Genomic DNA, 23,525 nt, shown 5'->3' with positions numbered 1-23,525 from the left:
TTTCTTGTTTTATAAAAATATAATCTCTAGTTTCGTCAGAGATTAATCTTAAAACTAAGTTAATTATGCAAAATTTCAGGTGATTTTTAAGCTCAAAAAAAGAAGAAAAACAAACTAAACAAGCCGTGTTTAGGAGTAAAAAAAGAAGTCTCTGGTTTGCATAAAAAACAATTCAATCCAAACACAATCAAAAAGACAAAATGAATTTCCAGATCAAAAAAGAAATCTAAAACCTACAAACAAAGAAAAAACAATTAAACATTAACCAAAACCAATTCAAAGTATGAAATTATTAACCCAAAAAAAGCCAAGAGATTTTCGGATTAACAATTTATCCCGCAAAGAAATCGGAATAACAGTTCTCTCGTTATTAGTTTTTACATTTCAAGCTTCTGCAGCTTCTTCTATAAATATTTCAGACAAAACCAATACTGCACTATTTTTCGAAAAAACTGTAAAAGGTACAGTAGTAGACCAAAATGGAATGCCTCTTCCGGGTGCCAATGTTGTTGTAAAAGGCTCTAAAAAAGGCGTTCAGACTGATGTAGACGGAAGTTTTGCCATTACAGTTCCTGACAATGCCACAAAATTGGTGATTACTTATATTGGTATGGAAGATCAAGAAGTAAGCATTAGCAACGCTCCTCTAAAAATTGTCATGAAAGAAGCAGGACAAAAACTAGACGAGGTGGTGATTGGATACGGAAAATCGAAGAAAAAAGACCTTACAGGTTCTGTGAGTTCTCTTAGCAAAGACAATTTAAACTTAGGCGGAACGGTTGCCAATGTTGGACAAGCTCTTCAAGGACGCGCTTCTGGGGTACAAGTACAGCAAAACAGCTATGCACCAGGAACAAATCCGTCAGTAATAATTAGAGGAGGAAACTCAATCAATACTTCTAATGCTCCGTTATATGTTGTGGACGGATTCATTACTAGCACAGGAGCTTCTATTAGTCCAAATGACATTGAAAACATTCAGATTCTTAAAGATGCCGCTTCTACTGCAATTTACGGTGCTCGTGGAGGAAATGGGGTAATTTTGATTACAACTAAAAAAGGAAAAGCGGGAAAAATGAATGTTGAGGCGGAGATTTCTGATGGTTTTCAGAATATCATAAAAGAGCCTTCTTTAATGACTGGACAGCAATATGCCGATTATCAAAATGCTCTTAATGCTGAAAACGGACGACCTCCACTTTTCCCTTCAAGCTTTCCTGTTGCCAACACTAACTGGTTTGACGCCGCAACTCGTCCTGGAGAAGTGCTTAACAGAACACTTACTTTTAGCGGAAGCGACCAAACTTCAAAATTCTTTCTTTCTGGAAACTATTTAAAACAAACTGGAGCTATCGTAAACACTGATTTTGAAAGATATAGTGTGAGAATGGGAGCAGAAAAGAAATTCAACGATAAGCTAAACATGGGAATGAATGCTTATGGCGCTGTGGCTGAAGGAAATAATAGTGATTTTGGCGATAATATTTTATCTCCAATGTTCTCAATCCAGACTGCTCCACCGGCTATTCCAATTTACAATGCAGATGGTTCGTATTACAAATTCCAAGGAAAAGATAATGCATTAGCACTTTTACTTGAACCAACAGACCATACAATCAACAGATTGGTAAACGGAAATATGTTTTTGGATTATCAGATCATTAAAGGTTTAACATACCATTTTGGTGCTGGTGCTGAATGGCAAGAAAATATTCAAGGAAAATATACTCCAAGTACATTAGTAGCAGGAGCTGCGTTAAAAGGTTCTGGTTCTGAAGAAAATAAAACATATTTCAGATGGAGCACGGAACAGTATTTGACGTATAAATTTGACATCAAAGAAGTACATTCGATTACTGCCATGATTGGTACTTCGAACCAAAAAGATACTTATGAAAGAGTAAGAGCGGCTGGTACAGGTTTCTCTAGCGACTTGTTGACTTATTACAATCTGCAAGGTGCTTCAATTTATTTAAAACCTGAAACAGAAAAAACAGAAACGAAATTGACTTCTTATTTTGGAAGGTTAAATTATGCTTTCAACGATAAATACTTAGCCACTTTCACTATTAGAAAAGACGGTTCTTCTCGTTTTGGACCAAACAATAGATTTGGTATTTTCCCTTCTGGGGCTGTTGCTTGGAAAATTTCTAACGAATCTTTTATGCAAAACGTAAAAGCAATTTCTGAACTTAAATTGAGAGCAAGTTACGGTATTACAGGTAGTGATGGTATTGGAGACTACTCTTACATGAGCCGCTTGTCTTCTTGGGGTGTTACTATTGCTCCAGATGAATTTGTTGCAGGAACAGAACCGGCCAACTTAGCTAACCCAAATCTAAAATGGGAACAAACTGCTCAGACTGATATCGGTTTAGATTTAGGTCTATTTAATGACAAACTTTCAATTACATTCGATTACTATAAAAAAAGAACGACAGATGCCCTTTTAAATGTTCCTGTTGGAGGATGGTGGGGATTTGGCACTCAAAGAGTTAATGCGGGTGTTATTGACAACCAAGGTATTGAGCTAGGAATTAGCACTACAAATTTTAGAACTGATAAATTTACTTGGACTACCTCATTAAATGTTGCTTACAATAAACAAGAAGTGGTATCTCTTGCTGATAATGTTAAAATCATTAGTACAAACACTTCTAACCCAAGCGGAACGGTTTCTGGACAAGAATTTACAAGATTGGAGCCTGGAAAAGAAATGGGAGTTTTATTTGGATATAAATATGCAGGAGTTATCAAAACGGGAGAAACTTATGCTCCTCAGCCATTATCTGCTCCTGGAGATCCTAAATATGTAGATGTTGATGGCGATGGTGCTATTACAGCAAAAGACAGAACCTATTTAGGAAATACTATTCCTCATTATGTAGCGGGTTTCAATAACGATTTTAAGTATAGAAATTTCGATATGAATATCTTTTTCCAAGGCGCTTTTGATTATTCAGTTTACAATATGACTAAAATGGTTGGCGAGTCTTCAACAAGTACAGATGCGTTAAACCGATGGGTTGCTGGAACAAATGAAAACACAGATATTCCTAGAGATGGTTATTACAAAAGCACTTACGGAAGTTATGTGAATTCTAAATTTGTTGAAGAAGCTTCTTACTTACGTCTAAAAAATGTTTCTATCGGATATACGATTCCTGAAAGCGCATTAAAAACGGTGAAATTTATTGATAGCATCAGATTATATGCAATCGGACAAAATTTATTGACGATTACCAACTATTCTGGAAATGATCCTGAGGTAAACGGACACTCTACGAACAATTTAGGTGGTGGAATCGATTTCAACTCATTCCCAGCTTCACGAACTTTTATACTTGGAATTAAAGTAGCAATTCACTAGTCTAAAATGCTTTACAGTAACATTAAATTGATTAAAATGAAAAAATATACAATCTTATTACTTTTACTTGCCGCTGGAACACAAGTTTCTTGCAATCAGGATCTTGATCCCACGGTATATAGCAGCTTGACTAATACCAATGGGTATCAGACAAAATCGGATGCTATTGCGGCTATCAATTCCATTTATGGAAGATTAAAAGGACCATCTGTAGGCGATAACTTTTCTTATTGGGCTACAAGACACTTTGCTTTAACTGATATTGCTACAGATTTAGGACACTGCCAATTTGGAGGAGATCCAGGGCAATTATCATTAGGAACTTGGAATTCTGCAAACGGTCTTTTGAAAGAAGACTGGAACGCAATGTACAAATTGATTGCCAATGCCAATAATGCCATTTTCAACATTACCCCAATGGCTGGCATTACAGCCGCAGAAAAAGCACAATTTATCGCAGAAGCTAAATTCCTAAGATGTTCTGCTTACATGGATTTGACCGATTCTTGGGGACCAGTAATTCTAATTACTGAAGCTAACTTAGGAAACCCTGGGTATTTAGATCAAACTCCGCCTTCATCTGTTGAAGAAATCGATGCTTTCATGATTAAAGAATTGACTGAAGCTGCTGATGTTCTTCCTGTTAATTACAAAAACAATGCTATTTATGGTACAAATGATGTAGGACGCGCTACAAAAGGTGCTGCACTTACATTATTAGCAAAATTATACTTGCGAAGCCACGATTGGCAAAAAGTAGTTACTTATACGCAAAAAGTAATGGATTTGCACGAATACAGCCTATATCCTTCTTACTTAGGTTTGTTTAAAGAAAGCAACAAATGGTGCAGCGAAAACATCTTTTCTTCTTTGAGTGACGCCAACACAAATGGAACGGAGTTATTAAACCACTTTGGCCCTGTTGATCACCCAGTTGTTCAAAACAGATGGCAGTATTATACTGTAAATTGGGATTTCTACAACACTTTTGGTGATGAAGATGAGAGAAAACAATGCTTTTTTCCAGAATTTATGGGTACAGATGGATTATTGCACAAACAAGCTCCATACTTAGGCGCTCAACCACCAGCTGGAGAACTGTATATGCAAGACGTTTCTACAAAAAAATATGCTGATGATGAAACGACTACTTATTATGATGGCCATAGTGTAAATATCCTTCGTTATGCTGATGTTTTGTTAAGTAGAGCTGAAGCCTTAAACGAAATCAGTGGGCCAACTCAAGAAGCAATTGATCTTATCAACCAAGTAAAAGGAAGATCTCATGCAAAACTTTTGGTTTTATCAGATCATACTCAGACTAGTTTAAGAGATGCTATTTTACAGGAAAGAGGCTGGGAACTTTTCTACGAAGGAAAACGCCGTGCAGATTTAATCAGAATGAACAAATATGATGTTTTGGTAAATGCGTACCATCTTAGAGTTGGTGAGGCAGCTTTAATCAAAATGCCACAAAACAAATATTATACTTATCCGCAAAGTCAGGTTGACCTTAATCCAAATTTAAGCAACGCCGACAGACAATAAGAATATCCAATCAAGAATAGACAGTTAAATGTCTGTCTATTCTTGATTATTTATAACAATAAAAGTACTTTTCTGTTTCACAAAAGAAGCTTTTCAGATGATCAAAAAATTAATATTAAAAGGAAGTTTTATTTTAGCGCTGCTTACTTTGGCGAGTTGTTCTAAAAACCAAATTATCTCCAATATCAATATTGGCACTCATGGCAACAACGAATTGAAAATTCAGATCGATGTTACTACGAATGACCAAGCTCAGGTATATGCAGAATATTGGTCGGACAAAGAAGGAACTCAAAATAAAATGACCTCTCCTATTTCAAAATCTGGTCTTAAACATTCGTTGGTACTTTGCAACGTTACTCCAGAAACCAATTATAATTTTCAATTAATTACGGTTCAAGGAGGCGATAAACAAACCAGCAAAGTTTATACTTTCAAATCTAGAAAACTTCCAGAATGGCTACAGAAACAATTTAAAGCCAATTGTCCGAAAGCAGAATTATTACCTGAAAATTTCAAAAAAGGATTTTTGCTTTTAGCGAAAAGAGAAACTCCTGGAACTGCTTATATTGTTGATTATAAAGGAAATTTGAGATGGTATCATACGCTTGAAGGAACTGGGTTTAAAGTTACTCATTTTACAAAAGATCAAACAATCCTTTCTATTTTGGGTACAAATGACGAACCAACCAGCTACGGAAGCGAGATTCTTGAAATCAATCTTCAAGGCGATACTTTAACTCACATCAAAAAAGGTGACGGTGATTTAAAACAAGTCATTCACCATGAAATCATAAAAAAATCGGCTGACGAAATTGTCGCTTTAACTGTCGAGCAAAAAATAATCGATTTGACTTCTATTGGAGGTAAAAAACAAGATACCATCAACGGTGACGGAATTATAATTTTAAATAAAAAAGGAAAACAGCTTTGGAAATGGAGTGTTTTCGATGATTTAGATCCTTTTAAAGATAAAGATTTATTAAAAACCAAAAAGGACTGGACACATGCCAATAGTCTAAGCTACGATACAGATGGGAATTTCTTAATCTCATTCTATAATAACGGCCAAATTTGGAAAATAGATTCTAAAACTGGAAAAGTAATCTGGAAATTAGGAAAAAACGGAACAATGAAAATGGCTACAGATACTAATTTTTCTCAGGCGCATGCCGCACATATTGATCAAGAAGGAAGTTTATTGTTTTTTGACAATGGCGTGGATATAAAACAATCTTCTGTTTTTGCCTTAAAAGTAGACGAAAAAAGCAATTCAGTAAAACTGGATTTCCATATAAAATTGCCAAAAGATATTTACAACGACCGAATGGGAAGCGCTTATATGATTAATAAAGATGCCATATTAGTTTGCTGCTCAAAAAGACATATTACAGTTTTAACCAATAAAAAAGGTGTTTTGTTATGGGCTTTAGAATCTGAAATTCCGCCATACAGAACCATCTTTATTCCTGAAGAAAAATTAAAACCTTTTCTTCTTAATTAAAGAAATGATTTCCTGCAAGGTTTTGCAAACCTTTTAGGTATAAGTAAATTAGAATAAATACCTAACAGGTTTTTAAAACCTGTTAGGATAAAAATAATAGACATGAAAAAATTAATTCTTATTGCACTTTTTTCAGCATTTTCAGTAGCTGTTTTCAATTCCTGCAACAAATCAAATTCTCAAACTTTAGCTTCAAAAACAATTGAAGAAAAAGAAGATGAAGAAGGCTATATTACAATTGATACTTCTCAGATTCCAGACGATCAATTTGGAGAATCAGTTCGTTACGGAAGAGAACTAATGATGAAAACTGCTTATTATATTGGTCCAAACGGAAAAAACGGACAATATTTGGGCAATAAAATGAACTGCACCAACTGTCATCAAGATGCAGGAACAAAACCTCATGCGTTCAATTTGATGTCTTCACACGATAATTATCCACAATATCGCGGGCGCGAAAACAAAGTTCTTACATTGGCAGAAAGAGTTAATAACTGCATTATGCGTCCGCATTCTGGTAAACCGCTTCCGCTAGATAGTAAAGAAATGGTGGCGTTTTTATCTTATTTTAAATGGATCAGCAAATTTGTACCAAAAGATGGTAATTTTAAAGGAGCTAAAAATTTAGAAATCGAATTTCCAGATGTTGCTGCAAGTCCAGAAAGAGGGAAAGTTTTATTTGCCGAAAACTGCGCAAGATGCCACGGAAACAATGGCGAAGGTGTTTATAATGCAGACAAATCGGGTTACACCTATCCTCCACTTTGGGGCGAATATGGATATCAGCCAGGTTCAAGCATGCATCGTGTAATCAAACAGGCGCAATGGCTAAAAAGCAATATGCCTTACGATAAAGTACTGCTTGGAAAACCGTATCTTACAGACAAACAAGCGCTTGACATTGCAGCTTATGTAAATGACGATTCACAGCATAAAAGACCAAACCCAAAAACGTTTGATTATCCAAATAAAATGGGCAAACCTATCGATTATGCGAATAGTCCATTTCAAGATAATTTTTCTGAAGAACAGCACAAATACGGACCTTACAAACCCATTATTGCTTACTGGAAAAAACAAGGCTGGAAAGCGGTTTACTAAACTCAAAATATACTATTTAACCTGATTATACAATACAATGAAACTAAACCTAAACAACACAACGCTTTTAAGCAGAATACTAATAATGTGTTTTATCACAATCAGTATTCCCCTAACTGCACAAATTAAATATTCAGATGGAAATGACAGCTGGAATCCGAATCAATTAGGAAATCACCGTGCTGTAATTGCCTTTTCTGGGTCGGGAAATGTTGCTAAAACGACAATAGAATGGCGAAGAAGAGACACCAATCCAGAACTTAAAAAGATTATCGTTCAGGATGCGTCTGGAAAAGATATTCAGAACATCAAAACCGAAAATATCAATAGAGAAAACGGAACTATTTTCTTTGAACCTATTTCGGGAAAAGGAACCTATTACGTTTATTACATGCCTTATGTTGACGAAGGAACTGCAAATTACCCAAAAGGAATTTATCAGAAACCTGAAAACAAAGCTGATGCAAAATGGCTTTCAAATATAAAGGCAAACTTAAAAGACAATGCTGCTGTAACAGAAATTCAGAGTGTAAATGCTTTCAATAGTTTTTACCCGATGGAAGTGATTGCAACGGCATCTGAAACTTCAGCTCTTGTGTCAAAAAACAGCGGAAATTCTTTCTTGGTTTTCCCAGAAGACAGAGAACATTCAATCAAATTAAAATCAGATTTACCGCAAAGATGGATTCAAAAAGGGGTTCAAAACAGCTTTTCTGATACAGCAATGAAAGGCGAATATTTAGCTTTTCAATTAGGAGTTTACGCTCTTGAAGATTTAAAAAATGTAAAAGTATCTTTCACCAATTTAGTAAGCACAACTGGCGCAACAATCGAAGCTAAAGACATTAGTTGCATCAATACTGACGGAACTAAATATGACGGAAATCCTTTCACCAACACGGTTTCTGTTTCAAAAGGAAAAATTCAGGCAATGTGGTGCGGAATCGATATTCCACAAACTGCTGCTGCCGGAACTTACAACGGAAAAGCAACTGTAACTGCTGACGGAAAATCAAAAGAAATCAATCTTCAAATTATTGTTTCTAACGAAGTAACGAAAAATGGAGTCATTGACAGTCCAGAAAAAATGACACGTTTAAAATGGTTAAATTCGACATTAGCTCAAGAAAATACGGTTATTGCTCCTTATACTCCATTAACAGTAAACAACTCTGAAATTGCTTTATTAGGAAGAAAACTGATTGTAGCGCCAAACGGATTCCCAGCGCAAATCCAGACGTTCTTTACTCCAGAAATGACTTCTGTTACAACAAAAGCAAATGACATTTTAAGTGCTCCAATCGATTTTCATTTTGTTGACGCTTCTGGAAAAGAAGTGCAATGGAAAAATAGCGGTGTAAAATTTACTAAAAAAGAAGCTGGAACGGTTTCTTGGGAAAGTACTTCTACTTCAAAATCGGTTCAAATGGATGTAAACGCTTCTGTTGAATTTGATGGTTTTGTACATTATATAGTAAAAGTTACAGCTCTTGAAGATGTTGCTTTTAATGACATTAATTTCCAAATGCCAATGCAGCCAACTTCTGCAAAATATATGATGGGATTAGGTCAAAAAGGTGGAGATCGTCCTGCAACTTTTGACTGGAAATGGGATGTGGCTCATAAAAACCAAGATGGTGCTTGGATTGGTGCAGTAAACTCTGGATTGCAGTTTTCTTTAAGAGACGAAAAATACAGCCGTCCGTTAAACACTAATTTCTATTTGCAAAAACCTTTATTGTTGCCAACTTCTTGGGGTAACGAAAATAAAGGTGGAATTACGATTACGCCAAACCAAAAATCGGTTGTAGTAAATGCGTACAGCGGTGCCAGAACAATGAAAAAAGGCGATGTTTTATACTATAATTTCAACTTATTGATTACGCCTTTCCATACCATAAATACCGATTTTCAATGGGATACAAAGTTTTACCATAAATACAGCCCAATCGACTCTATTGCTAAAACTGGCGCAACGGTAATTAATATTCACCACGCAAATGCTATCAATCCGTATATCAATTATCCTTTTATCGAATTTAAAAAGATGAAAACGTATATCGATGAAGCGCATGAAAAAGGATTAAAAGTAAAAATCTACAATACAGTTAGAGAGGTTTCAAACAAAGCTTATGAAACTTTCGCTTTAAGAAGTTTAGGTCACGAAATTTATTCTCCAGGAAAAGGCGGCGGATTCTCCTGGCTTCAAGAACACGTTGGCGACGATTATATCGCAGCTTGGTTTGTTCCTGAAATTAAAGATGCTGCAATCGTAAACAGCGGTATGAACCGTTGGCATAATTATTATGTAGAGGGAATGAATTGGCTGACTCAAAATGTTGGTATTGATGGAATTTATCTTGACGACGTTGCTTTTGACAGAATCACGATGAAACGTATCAAAAGAGTTTTAACGAAAGACGGACATCCTGGAATTATCGATTTACACAGTGCAAATCAATACAACAAAAGCGACGGATTTAACAATAGTGCCAATTTATACATGGAGCACTTTCCGTACATCAATAAATTATGGTTTGGAGAATATTTTGATTATCAAAAAAATCAGCCTGACTTTTTCTTGACCGAAGTAAGCGGAATTCCGTTTGGTTTAATGGGCGAAATGCTTCAAGATGGTGGAAATCCGTGGAGAGGAATGGTTTACGGAATGACAAACAGATTACCTTGGAGCGACGGTGCTGACCCAAGAAACATCTGGAAACTTTGGGATTCTTTCGGAATTAAAGGTTCTGAAATGATTGGATATTGGAGCGAAAACTGTCCTGTAAAAACAAACAATGACAAAGTTTTGGCAACTGTTTACAAAAAGAACGGAACAGCTTTAATTTCAATCGCAAGCTGGGCAGATGCTGATGTAAATGTGAAACTAAATATCGACTGGAAAAAACTAGGAATCAATCCTGCAAAAGCTACGATTACAGCTCCTGAAGTGACCAATTTCCAATCAGCAAAAACGTTCACAGCAAAAGACGAAATACCCGTTTCTAAAGGAAAAGGCTGGTTGTTGATTGTGAAGTAATCAACAATTGCCTCGTACTGTTTGTCATTTCGACGAAGGAGAAATCTCCACAAGTAGCTCGACAAAGATTGACGATATACTTTGCGGAGTTTCTCACGAAGATTTCTCCTTCGTCGAAATTGTAAAAGTTACTTATTTCGGTAACGGATTTATCATTTCGATTGGCTTTTTTCCATCAATTCCCTGATGTGGTCTTTCATGATTGTAATAATATAAATATTGCAGCAATTCTTCTTTTAGTTCTTCTTGAGAATCAAAATCTGTATCTCTCAATAAATCCTCTTCCAGAGTTCTCCAAAATCTTTCTACTTTGCCATTTGTCTGCGGACGGTAAGGTCTTGTATATCTGTGTATGATTCCAAGTTCCATCAGCATTCTTTCAAAAGGATGCTGGTGCTTTACTTTACTTGTTTTTATTCCAAATTCAGCGCCATTATCAGATAATATCTCTTCAAATTTTATTTCATAATGGCTGCTTAGGATGTTTAAGCATTTTAATGACGCAAACATTACAGTTAAACTGGTAATGTCAGGAACCAATTCTGCCCAGGCAATCCGGCTGTAATCATCAATTACACAGACTAAATAGAGTTTTTTGTTTTCTCCGCGAATTATGCTTTTACTTAAATAATGACAATCAATATGACCCAGCTGTCCCATTCTTTCTTTGATTATTTTCTGATGATTCTTTTTAATCTTCGGAGTTAATCTATTTATTTTATGTCGTTTTAAAATATTGTAAACTCCAGAATATGATGGTGTATGTTTTCCTAATTTGGGATTTAAGATACTAACAATTTCATATCTGTTGTTTCCTTTTTCTCTTAATTCAATTACTTTTTGCTCTATAAAAGGCAAAGGACGTCTGGTTTTATATTTTGGACCCCGCTTTTGAGGCAATAAATCTAAAGCCTTGCCACTTTGCTTATAGCGGTTATAATATTTTAAAAAACTTTTTCTGCACGTGTCATTTGCTGCATAAAAATCCATTGCCTTTTTATACAATGGATGTGTTTTGTTTTTTACCTGTTCATATTCTTTTATTAAAAAACGATACTTCTCTAAATAGTTTCGCTCTAAAGTCGAATCTTGACTATTATTTCTCATCTTAACAAAATTTATTAAAGTTAAATTTTGTTACCGAATTATCTAACCTTTACAGAAATGACAAAAAAGCTTAAAAAAATAATGCCACAGATTTCACAGATTAACACGGATTAATTTTTCAACAGATAAAAAAATCATTTTAATCTGTGCAATCTGTGGCAAAAAAACAACCACAAATAACCAAGCTCTCCATCATGAAATTTAGACCATTATTATCAATTCTACTCCTTGGAAGCCTCTTTGTCACCGCACAAAACAAACCAACCGTAAAAGAATACAAAAAAGTATTTACCACATATCCGTTCTCAGATCCAGATCCGATTCCGAAGCCTGATACCAAGTTTTATCCATATTTCCGTTTTGACGGATTTACTGATAAACCGATTCAGAAAGAATGGAAAGTAATCGAAATTGAAAACGATTATATCAAACTGATGATCCTGCCAGAAATTGGCGGAAAAGTTTGGTCGGCTATAGAAAAATCTACAGGAAAAGACATTGTTTACAATAATCATGTGGTAAAATTTAGAGACATTGCCATGCGCGGACCATGGACAAGCGGCGGTGTTGAAGGTAATTACGGAATTATTGGCCACACACCAAATTGCGCAACTCCGGTAGATTATAAAATCATAAATCGAGAAGACGGAAGCATCAGCTGCGTGATTGGCGTTTTAGATTTATTGACGAGAACTTCTTGGAAATTAGACATCAACCTTCCAAAAGACAAAGCTTATTTTACCACAAATTCGTTTTGGTCAAACACAACCGAATTCGAACAGCCTTATTATACTTGGATGAATACGGGAATAAAAGCAGCTGAAAATCTGCAGTTTATTTATCCGGGACAAACTTACATTGGCCATAACGGAGAATACAATTCTTGGCCAATTGACAAAGAAAACGGCAAAGATTTATCATTCTACAAAAACAATAATTTTGGCGGTTACAAATCGTATCACGTATTCGGGAAATATGATGATTTCTTTGGCGGATATTATCACGACGAAGATTTCGGAATGGGAAGATATGGCAATCACGACGATAAACCGGGCAAAAAAATCTGGATTTGGGGATTGTCTCAGCAAGGAATGATTTGGGAAAAATTATTGACGGATACTGACGGACAATATGTAGAAGTGCAAAGCGGAAGATTATTCAATCAAGCGAGCGAAACCAGCAGCCTTACGCCTTTCAAACAACGCTCGTTTGCACCGTATCAAACCGATACTTGGACCGAATATTGGTTTCCTGTAAAACACACAAAAGGTTTTGTAAAAGCCAACAATTATGGTTCTGTAAATATTAAAAACGAAAACGGCTGGCTAAAAATCTATTTTTCTCCGCTTCAAAAATTAAACGACAAAATTGAAGTTTTTGAAAACGACAAAAAGGTGTATTCTAAAGATATTGCTTTGAATACTATGCAAACTTTTAAAGATTCCATTCAAGTAAAAGTTGACTCTAATAAATTGAAATTTGTTTTAGGCGGAAATAAATTGGTATGGAATTCAGCACCAGAAGACGGAAACATCAATCGCCCTGTGGAAATTCCGAAAGATTTTGATCATAATTCGGTTTACGGATTGTATCAGCAAGGAAAAAATTACATCAGTTTTAAAGATTATGTTCTGGCTGAAGACAAACTAAATGCTTGTTTGAAACTAGATCCAAACTACGCTCCTGCCCTTTCTGCATTGGCTTCTTTGCAAATTAGAAAATTAGATTATAAAGCAGCTGTAATTTCAGCAAAAAAAGCTTTAGCCATTGATACTTATGATCCTGCTGCGAATTATTTTTATGCTTTGGCGAATTTCCATTTAGGAAATACTATTGATGCAAAGGACGGTTTTGATATTGCTGCTGCAAGTGTCGAATTCCGCAGTCCTGCTTACACCGCTTCAAGCAAAATTTATTTAGCAGAAAATGATCTGCCAAAAGCTATTGAATATGCCGAGAAAAGCTTAATCTATAATCAATACAATATAGAAGGTTTACAGGTTTTAGCGGTTTTATATCGTCTTCAAAATAATTCTGATAAAGCAAATTCTGTTTTAAAAACAATCACAAAACTAGATCCGCTGAATCATTTTGCTGATTTTGAAAAATACCTTTGGAACAATTCAGCCGATTCAAAAAATGCTTTTGTTTCTGCCATTCAAAACGAAATGCCAGAACAGACTTTTCTTGAATTGGGAATTTGGTACAATAATATCAGTCGAAAAGATGAAGCTTTAAAAGTCTTTTCTATTGCAGAACCAAGCGCTGAAATTATATATTGGAAAGCCTTTTTAGAAAATAAACCAGTTGATTTAAGCAAAATAAAACCGGGAACAAGTTTCCCTTTCAGAAATGAAACGGCTGAAATTTTGAAATCATTAATTAAAACAAACGATCAATATCAGTTAAAATATCATTTAGGATTAATTGAATGGAATCGTAACAGCATTTCAGAAGCTAAAGAATTGTTTTCGCAATGCGGTGCAAAACCAAATGATCCAGCTTTTTATGGAGCTAAAGCTTCGTTGTTTAAAGATGATGCTTCAATAGTATTGGCAAGTCTTCAGCAGGCAATAAAATTAGATCCGCAAGGCTGGAGATACCATAAAATGCTTGCAGAACATTACATCGCTCAAAAACAATTTGACAAAGCGCTTACAACGGCTGAATCTTTCTATAAAAAACATCAAGACAATTATTTGATTGGAATGCTTTATGCCAAAACTTTATTGCTAAACAAAAAATACCGCGAAGCCGATTCGTTCTTAACCAAATTGCAAATCCTTCCTTTCGAAGGCGCAACAGCAGGAAGACAATTGTATCACGAAGCTAAATTGATGCAGGCTTTGGCAGAAATGAAGAGTAAAAATTATAAAAAAGCACTACAATTTATTGCCGATGCCAAATTGTTTCCAGAGAATTTAGGCGTAGGAAAACCTTACGACGAAAATATCGATGAAAGATTAGAAAACTGGTTAGATTATCAATGTTATAACAGTCTCGGAAATAAAGAAATGGCTTCTAAATCTTTAGAGAAAATTGTGGCTTTTCAACCTGTAGTTGATAATACAGTTATGAACTTCCTTCCGGCAAACAACCTTGTTTCGGCTTGGGCTATCGAAAAAACTTCTTCTGCTCAAGAAGCTGAAAAATGGATTAAAACTCAGGCAAATTTGTATCCGACAAATAAAATAGTGCAATGGACTTTATTGTCTTACGCTAAAAAACCATCTAATATTTTGAGTGAAGATGAAAAAGACGGCGAAGTCAGAATTATCGAAAAATTGTAATGAACTTTAAAAAACATAAAAAATGAAAAACCATTTTTTAAAATATACTTTTTTGGGTCTTGTCGTTTTGATGAGTCCAAAAATTGAAGCACAAAACAAAGCAGAAAAGGTTGATGAATTATCCATTTACCGTGCTACTCCTTTAAAAACTCATGATTTAATTCATACCAAATTGGAAGTTTCTTTCGATTACGGAAAACGTTATTTGTACGGAAAAGAATGGATTACTTTAAAACCGCATTTTTACGAAACCGATTCGCTTAAGCTTGACGCGAAAGGAATGGATTTTAAAGAAATCGCTATTATTGATGGCAAAAAAAGTATTCCGTTGCAATACAAATACGATAACGAAGAGCTTTCGATCGCTTTAAACAGAAAATACAAACGAACTGAAAAGTACACGATTTTCATTAATTACACCGCAAAACCAGCAGAACTGAAAAGCAAAGCTGGCGAATCGATTACCAATTCAAACGGATTGTATTTTATTAATCCTGACGGAAAAGGTGACAAACCAACACAAATATGGACGCAAGGCGAGACGGAAGCTTCTTCTTGCTGGTTCCCAACAATCGATAAACCCAATCAGAAAACAACTTCTGAAATTGCAATGACCGTTGAGACTAAATATACAACACTTTCAAACGGTAAATTAACCTCACAAAAAGTAAACAAAGATGGAACAAGAACAGATGTTTGGAAAATGGATCAGCCAAATGCCCCTTATTTGTTTATGATGGCGGTTGGCGATTTTAAAGTCTATAAAGATTCATACAACGGAAAAGAAGTCAGCTATTATTTAGAGCCGAAATATGCACCGTATGCCAAACAGATTTTCTACAAAACGCCAGATATGATGAACTTTTACGGCAAAATGCTTGGTGTAGAATATCCTTGGGCAAAATATGCGCAAATTGTTGTGAAAGATTATTTTGGAGGCGCGATGGAAAATACCTCAGCGACAGTTCATGGTGAATATGTTCAGAAAACAGAACGCGAATTATTAGATGATAATCAAGAAAGTACCATTGCTCACGAACTTTTTCATCAATGGTTTGGAGATTACGTAACGGCTGAGTCTTGGTCAAACTTAACCATGAACGAATCGTTTGCCACTTTTGGAGAAGTTTTATGGCATGGTCACGATGCCGGACAGGATGCGGAAGACAGATCACGTTATGAAAAATTGCAGAATTATTTGCGCTCTCAAAAAAATGGGAACAGTCCGATTTTGGCACGTTTTCATTATAAAAATGCAGACGATATGTTTGATAACATTAGCTATTCTAAAGGTTCTATCATTTTGTATGCTATGAAAAACCAAATGGGCGACGAAGCCTTTTTTAAAGGACTAAATCATTATTTAACAACAAATGCGTACAAATCTGGCGAACCGCATCAACTGCGTTTATCAATGGAAGAAGTGACAGGAAAAGATTGGCTGCCTTATTTTGATCAATGGTATTATAATGCTGGAAGTCCGATTTTGGATGTGAACTACAAATATGCTAACGGAAAAGTTATTATTACAATAAGTCAATCTCAGGATAGCGCAGTGCAAACTTTTACGCTTCCTTTAAAAGTTGATTTTTATGTAAACGGAACTAAAATCAGAAAGGATATTTTAATTGATAAAAAACAACAAAGCTTCACTTTTGACCTTCCTTCAAAACCTGAATTTATAGATTTAGATCCAGATAAAATTCTAGTTGGCGAAGTGAATGTCGATAAAAAAACGGCTGCTGATTATCTTTATCAATATAAAAATGCGCCATCGTATTACAACCGAATTGAAGCCATAAAATTTGCTTCAAAAGACAGAAGTCAGGAATCGCAACTTATTTTACTGGAAGGTTTAAAAGATCAACAGGAAGATTTAAGAGTTTTGAGCATCAAAGCAATTGATTTAAATGAAAAGCAAACCAAAGATCAGGTTTTAAAAACGCTTCTTGATATTGCTAAAAATGATAAAAAGACAATCGCTAGAGCAAATGCTATTGTAAAACTGGCTTCTACAGGCGATGCTTCCTATAAAAGTTTAATGGAAGAAAGCATTAAAAAACAATCATACAACGTAATTGCAGCAGGATTAGCAGGATTAACAAAATATGCACCAGCCGAAGCAGATAAAGCATTAGCTTCATTAGATGACGATACCCAAAAACATGTAACGCCATTAATGAAAAGATTTAGTAGTCAAAAATAATTATTAAGAATCCTTTAGGTCTGTTTTTGTTTTTGAAAACCTCTCTAATTTGGTTCATTAGAGAGGTTGTTTTAAAAAATTATCTAACAATAATCACTCATGAAAATCACCTTCTTAAAACCTATAACAATCCTTTTTCTTTTGTTCGGATGGACAATTGCATCGGCTCAAATGATTAAGACCAAAACGCCTTCACGCCCAAAAGGACAGCAAGACGTATTGAGAATGGCTGCAGATCCAATTCCAACCGTTCGCATTGCTTTCATCGGACTTGGAATGCGCGGTCCTGGCGCTGTCGAACGCATGACACATATTCCAGGTGTAGAAATTGTGGCTTTGTGCGACATGACTCAAGAAAATACAGCAAAGTCAAATGAGATTTTAACGAAAGCTGGTTTTCCAAAAGCACAGGAATTCTACGGTGACGAAAATGCTTGGAGAAAAGTTACGGCTTTGCCAAATGTAGATTTAGTTTATGTGGCTACAGATTGGAAACACCACGCTGTAATAGGTGTTCAAGCCATGAAAGACGGAAAACACGTTGCTATTGAAGTTCCGGGAGCTTTAACTATGAAAGAAATCTGGGAACTGATTGATACTTCTGAAAAAACTCGTAAACATTGCATGCAATTGGAAAATTGTGTTTACGATTTTTTCGAATTGACCACTTTAAATATGGCACAGCAAGGCGTTTTTGGAGAAATTTTACATGCTGAAGGTTCGTACATTCACGGTTTACAGCCTTTTTGGGGAGAATACTGGAACAATTGGAGAATGGATTATAACATTAAACACCGCGGCGATATTTATGCGACACACGGAATGGGACCTGCGTGTCAGGCACTAAATATTCACCGTGGTGATAAAATGAATTTCTTGGTTTCTATGGATACAAAAGCAGTTGGAAATCCTGCTTACATTAAAGAAAAATCGGGACAGGAAATTAAAGATTTTAGAAACGGAGATCACACTATGACAATGATTCGCACAGAAAACGGAAAAACAATTCACATCCAACACGATGTTACTTCTCCTCGCCCCTACAGCAGAATGTATCAGTTGAGCGGTACAAAGGGTTTTGCTAATAAATATCCGCTTGAAGGTTATGCTTTGGACGGAAAAGAATTAAGTGATGACGTAAAACCAAATCACGAAAAACTAAGCGCACACTCTTTTGTTCCTGAAGAAGTGAAAAAAGCATTAATGGAAAAATACAAACACCCAATTGCAAAAGGAATCGAGGAACAGGCTAAAAAAGTAGGCGGTCACGGCGGAATGGACTTCATTATGGATTATCGTTTAATTCACTGTCTGCAAAAAGGTCTTCCTCTTGATATGGATGTTTACGATTTAGCCGAATGGTCTTGCCTTGGTCCGTTAACCGAAATTTCATTAGACCATAATTCTACTCCTGTAGAAATTCCAGATTTTACTCGTGGGGGCTGGAACAAACTTAAAAAATTAGAGTTTTCAGAATAAATATTATTGGTTAGTTAGTAAGGGACAAGAGGGCAAAGTAGATGTTGCTCTCTTGTCTGTTTTAGACCATTTACAAAACAAAAAAAGGCAGTCCGAAAAGTATTTACAAACCGTTTGATTTTAGAAATTCAGCTTCGGAGAAGTGAAACATTTATAGCAATTTAATCTATTATCAATGACAAAGCTCCAGCGGAGCGACATATCCTAATTGGAAAAAAATGTCGCTCCGCTGGAGCTCTTTTGCATTCATTTTATTGAATTTTTACAAATATTTCGCTTCTCCGAAGCTTACAAAAAAAGCTGTCCTTTTGAGACAGCTCCTTTTAATATTAAGTTGAAAATTAACTCCAGTTGAACGTAATTTTCTTTTCGATTTCACTGCTTAAGCTTAAAAATACTGGGCAAGTCATCGCAGCACGTTCTAAAATAGTTTTACTTTTTTCGTCAGCGTTGCTTTTCATTTGAAATACAATTTCGATGGCTCCAATTCTTCTTGGCTCTGCATTCATGATTTTAGTTACTTCTGCTGTAGATCCAACAAAATCAACTTCTAAATCGCGAGCTTTGATTCCCATAATGGTCATCATGCAGCTTGCCAAAGCGTTTGCAACTGTATCTGTTGGAGAAAATGCTTCTCCTTTTCCGTTATTATCTAATGGTGCGTCAGAAATGATTTCGCTTCCTGATTGCACGTGAATTGAACTTGTTCTTAAATCTCCTAAATAGGTTACTTTTGATGTCATTAATTTGCTACTTTTAAAGTTAAATCACTATCATAATACAAGATGTAAACACCTTTATTAGCGTGTCCGCCGTCTTCTTTTCTATAATATTGAAATTTATTATCTACTTGCTGAGTCGTCATCAAATCAGCTGTTTCTGGAAATGTTTTTCCTTGCATTAAACGCATCATCGTATCAAACGTTACGTCAAATCCTCTAGTTGCATAAGTCGTCGGATTTGCTTTGTTTTTCAGACGATATTGTTTTTCATAAATTAAAACTGGCTGTTCATCACTTTCTCGAGTTACAGAAGGATACATTAATTTTAATTTTACTAAATTATCAAAACTAATTTCGTCTGTGTCCAATGTGCTATTTGGCTCCAAAATTACAAGCTGTACCTGACAAGTTTTCTGAGAATCAAGCAAAGCTTTTATGGTAGCTTTAACCATAGCTGTATTTCCTGTTTCCATCACAACATAATTCATTCGGCTTGGAATCAGCAGGCTTTTTAAATTCGCCACATCCAAACCGCCAGTTTCAGTTAGAGATGCAAATGCAACTCCCTTTTGGTTCTGTTTGATATAATTGATAACCGATTCTTTTTTCTTATCAACTACCGCAATTATATTTCCATTTTTAGAACGCATAAAATCAAAAACAGCATTTCTGATAACATCATTTGCAGGCACAGTTTGATATAAATTGTCAATCGGATTGGCACTATCTTTTGATAAAGGAGAAATAACTGGCACGTTGCTAGAACGAAGCATATTAGCTGCTACTTCTGCATTATTCTGATAAAATGGCCCGATTACAGCATCTGCATCTTGAAGTTTTGGAACTAAACTTACTATGCTCGAAGTCGTTTTTGTTTCCTGCGAATCATAAATCACAACATCAATTGGCAGTTTCAATGTTTTTGCAGAGTCAATCGCCATCAGAGCTCCAGAATAAAAATCTAAAGTCATATTTAAGAACTTATCATTTTTAATTCTATTAGCCGTTCCAGACGTATCACTTTGCACTTTTGCCAAGTTAAAAGGAAGCAATAAAACTACTTTTTTACGCTCGTTAACACCTCTTTTTTTGGTTAATTCTACGATTTCTACATTTTCATTTTCAGTAGATTTTACTTTATCGATAATCTTAATTCCGCCTCCAGTGCTTTCTACAGGTTTGTTTACCGAAGAATCAGCTGGTTTTTCAACAGGAATTTGTGCTGTAATAATTGGTGCAGGTGCTATATATCCAGCAGGAACTTTCAAGACCATTCCTTCTTTTACCCCTTCAGAAAGTGACGGATTTAATGCCACCAGTTCGTCTTGAGATAAATGAAAAACTCTTCCTAAACTATAAAAAGTTTCTTTCGGTTTTACCTGATACTCCATATAAGTCACAGCCTTTTTAGAAGATTCAGCTGGCTTCTTGCTTTCTACAGCTTTTGCAGTTTCTGCAGGTACATTTTCTGTTTTTGGCGCAGTTCCTTTTATAGTCAGTCTGTAACCAACTGGCAAACTATTAACGATATCTGGATTGCGTTTTTCTAATTCATCAACAGTCATATTGTACTGTTTTGCAATGCCAAATTTTGTTTCTTTTGGCTGAACGTCATGATAAACGTATTTTTCAGCACCTTTTTCCTTAGCAGGTTTTGCTGCTGGTTTTGGAGCAGATCCTTTTGCAGGGATAACCAATTTTTGTCCAATTTGAACACCATCTTTTTCTAGAAACGGATTTGCTGCTTTTAACGCTTCATCTGTAATTCCGTATTTATGCTCAATACTCCAAAAAGTTTCTTTTGGCTGCACTTCATGAATAATATCTTTTCCTGAAGCAGCAGCAGTTTTAGTTTCTGAAACTTCTTTTTTTGCTTCCCCTGTTGCCGTCGGAATCAGCAATACTGTATTCGGGCTTAAACCTGTTCTGGCATCTGGATTTAGCTTATAAATGTCATAAGGCGTAACCTTAAATTTTTGAGCAATCTGATTAATAGTTTCACCGCTTGACACTTTATACTTCACCACTTTTTCCTGAGAAAAAGCACTTGAACTGATAAAGAATACAAGAGACAATAATGTTAAATAGTATTTCATAATATGGCTTAAAACAATTTAATTTCTAATTTAAAAATATCTCACAGATTATCCAAAAGCAAAATTCGAGCCGTTTGTTATTTCATGCAAAAATCACCTCAAATCGATTTCTACTTTGGCAATTACGATTTCTTTATATAACTCATCTTCTTCTTTTTTCTTGCATTTATAAAGCACTTCTTCCATGTTTTCAAATTTATCGCTGTAAACATAGTACGAAAGGCTGTTAATATTGAAAAAGAAACTAGCGTTAAAATCGCCAGAATCAATGAGTTTCATAATAAGCTTATCTCGGTCAACTGCGTCTGTAAATATACCCAAAACTAAGTAATACCCGTTCGAAACTTCTCTAAGATTATCATAAACTTCTACTTTTACTATTTTATCAGGTCGTAACGGATTGTCTTTCAATTCTTGTTTCATTTCTTCTAGCGAAATTGTTTTTGAATTTTCAACAGTGTTATCCTTTTTCTGTTTTTTGACTGCTTCATCTTGATATTTTTTCAATTTTACTAAAGCTAGTTTATCATCAAACTTTCGAGCTTCCATGCTATAATACGAAGCTTTGCTGATATGTCTTTTTACTTCAATCTTTTTCTGATTGTCAAGCGAATCAATTTTAGCAATTAAAAGTTGATTCTTTTCATCTCCTTTTTGCTGATCTTCTTTATAGCGATTAATTTCCTCTAAAGACAAACGTTGTTGCAAAGGTTCTGTATTGGCTTTTTTCTCGCTTTCGCGGATTTTCTTCTTATACTCCTGATTTTCCTCAACGGCAATTTTCTCTACTTTATTCATCAAACCGGCATACACTTTTCTGTTTTCTGCCAATTCCTTTTTCAGTTGAGATGATAATTCATTGGTTTTATTGATTCCTTCCGATGATTGTTTTTCTAATCTTTTTGATTCTTCAACATTTAGAATATCCATTCTTTTCAATTCTTTCAAATCATCATTCATTGCTGCAACAAGCGAATCTAATTTTGCCATTAAAACATCTTGAACATTTTTATTGGCTTCTAAAACCAAACGCAGTTTTTCAACTGAGTTTTCTTTAGAACCATTCATATCATTCAGATTCACTTTCAAATCATTAATCTTTATGATTTTCTGATTCATTTCTTTCTGAACAACCAATCGATCTTTCAAATCTTCAATTTCAACCGTTTTGGCTTTTGTTTTTTCAACCACAACTTGTTTTTCGGCCAAAGCCAACATTAATTCTTCACTTTCGTTTGTGGGTTGAATTCCTTTTGTATTAATCGCCAATTTGTTTCCAACAATTAATCCGTTTACAATTTCAGGATTTTGAGATTCTAGCTGATCGATTGAAATTCCGTATTTCTTTGCAATCGAAAATTTGGTCTCCTTTGGTTCAACCACATGAAAAACCGTTTCCTGATTGATAACACGAACTCTTCCATCCAATGTTTTTCTTTTGTTTGGAATAGAAATTGTCTGGCCAATCTGTAATCCATTAATTAAAATATCTTTATTAAGGTTTTCTAAATCCTGAACCGAAACATTGTATTGTCTTGCAATGCTGAACAAAGATTCTTTAGCCACAACCTGATGTGTTGTTTTTGAAGAAACAGCAATTTCTTGTTTTAAAGAATGATCTGAATTTTGAGGAATAATCAGTTCTTGACCTATTTGAAGTCCGCTGGCTAAAATTTCCTGATTGGCATTCTGAATGGCTTCAACCGAAACATGATATTGTTTTGATAAACCAAACAATGTTTCTTTTGGCGCAACAATATGGGTTTGCTGCTTTGAAGTTGTATTTTCTGAGTTGTGAACTGGAATCTTTAAAACCTGATTGTCTTTGATTCCGTTTTGCGATTCGGGGTTGAGTTTGTAAATCTCATCGATAGAAACCTTATACTTTTGGGCAATAAAATAAGCGGTTTCACCTTTTTGAATCTTGTGCTCGATAATTGAATCTTGCGCAATTATTTTGTTAAAAGACAAAATAAAGACAAGAGAAATTGTTAAAAGTTCTCTCATAAATAGTAGGTTATAAAAAATTAAGGCCTTACAAATGTAAGACCTTAATTTT

Annotated in this window: 12 protein-coding genes; 8 read left to right on the top strand and 4 right to left on the bottom strand. The window is 35.1% G+C overall.

Annotated features, from left to right (window positions below):
• Positions 1-283: 283 nt before the first annotated feature.
• The 5 genes from ACNRYB_RS11750 (at position 284) to ACNRYB_RS11730 (ending at position 10,566) form a co-directional block, all read left to right on the top strand.
• Positions 284-3,370, top strand: a complete 3,087-nt coding sequence (locus ACNRYB_RS11750) for a SusC/RagA family TonB-linked outer membrane protein (protein ID WP_473730171.1) — start codon at positions 284-286, stop codon at positions 3,368-3,370.
• Positions 3,371-3,406: 36 nt separating this feature from the next.
• A complete protein-coding gene (locus tag ACNRYB_RS11745; protein ID WP_473730170.1) occupies positions 3,407-4,918 on the top strand; it encodes a RagB/SusD family nutrient uptake outer membrane protein in 1,512 nt (503 codons plus the stop codon).
• A 97-nt stretch (positions 4,919-5,015) separates the two neighbouring features.
• Entirely contained in the window at positions 5,016-6,422 is a 1,407-nt protein-coding gene (locus ACNRYB_RS11740) for an aryl-sulfate sulfotransferase (protein ID WP_473730169.1), read from the top strand.
• Between the two features lie 102 nt (positions 6,423-6,524).
• A complete protein-coding gene (locus ACNRYB_RS11735) occupies positions 6,525-7,526 on the top strand; it encodes a c-type cytochrome (protein WP_473730168.1) in 1,002 nt (333 codons plus the stop codon).
• A 37-nt stretch (positions 7,527-7,563) separates the two neighbouring features.
• Positions 7,564-10,566 carry a glycoside hydrolase domain-containing protein gene (locus ACNRYB_RS11730; RefSeq protein WP_473730167.1) on the top strand — a complete coding sequence of 1,001 codons (3,003 nt, stop codon included), beginning with the start codon at positions 7,564-7,566 and terminating at the stop codon, positions 10,564-10,566.
• 132 nt (positions 10,567-10,698) lie between these two features.
• Here ACNRYB_RS11730 and ACNRYB_RS11725 read toward each other — a convergent pair whose 3' ends face one another.
• Positions 10,699-11,673, bottom strand: coding sequence for an integrase core domain-containing protein (locus ACNRYB_RS11725; protein WP_473728256.1), 975 nt, complete (start codon positions 11,671-11,673; stop codon positions 10,699-10,701).
• 194 nt (positions 11,674-11,867) lie between these two features.
• Here ACNRYB_RS11725 and ACNRYB_RS11720 point away from each other — a divergent pair, with 194 nt between their 5' ends.
• From ACNRYB_RS11720 to ACNRYB_RS11710, 3 genes are all read left to right on the top strand, one after another.
• Positions 11,868-14,963, top strand: coding sequence for a DUF5107 domain-containing protein (locus ACNRYB_RS11720; RefSeq protein ID WP_473730166.1), 3,096 nt, complete (start codon positions 11,868-11,870; stop codon positions 14,961-14,963).
• A 22-nt stretch (positions 14,964-14,985) separates the two neighbouring features.
• Positions 14,986-17,169, top strand: a complete 2,184-nt coding sequence (locus ACNRYB_RS11715; protein ID WP_473730165.1) for a M1 family metallopeptidase — start codon at positions 14,986-14,988, stop codon at positions 17,167-17,169.
• A gap of 99 nt (positions 17,170-17,268) precedes the next feature.
• Positions 17,269-18,648 (top strand): Gfo/Idh/MocA family protein, encoded by a 1,380-nt coding sequence (locus tag ACNRYB_RS11710; protein ID WP_473730164.1) that lies wholly within the window; start codon positions 17,269-17,271, stop codon positions 18,646-18,648.
• Positions 18,649-18,989: 341 nt separating this feature from the next.
• Here the strand turns inward: ACNRYB_RS11710 and ACNRYB_RS11705 are convergent, their stop codons facing one another.
• The 3 genes from ACNRYB_RS11705 to ACNRYB_RS11695 form a co-directional block, all read right to left on the bottom strand.
• Positions 18,990-19,391 (bottom strand): OsmC family protein, encoded by a 402-nt coding sequence (locus ACNRYB_RS11705; RefSeq protein ID WP_142449598.1) that lies wholly within the window; start codon positions 19,389-19,391, stop codon positions 18,990-18,992.
• Complete coding sequence (locus ACNRYB_RS11700) at positions 19,391-21,466, bottom strand: LysM peptidoglycan-binding domain-containing protein (RefSeq protein ID WP_473730163.1); 2,076 nt, start codon at positions 21,464-21,466, stop codon at positions 19,391-19,393. The genes ACNRYB_RS11705 and ACNRYB_RS11700 overlap by 1 nt, the downstream gene beginning before the upstream one ends.
• A 93-nt stretch (positions 21,467-21,559) precedes the next feature.
• Positions 21,560-23,473 (bottom strand): LysM peptidoglycan-binding domain-containing protein, encoded by a 1,914-nt coding sequence (locus tag ACNRYB_RS11695; protein ID WP_473730162.1) that lies wholly within the window; start codon positions 23,471-23,473, stop codon positions 21,560-21,562.
• Positions 23,474-23,525: the final 52 nt, after the last annotated feature.

The sequence above is a fragment of the Flavobacterium sp. CR10 genome (genome assembly GCF_055814415.1).
Note: the sequence above shows the minus strand (reverse complement) of the source record. Positions and strands in the feature narration are given on the sequence as shown.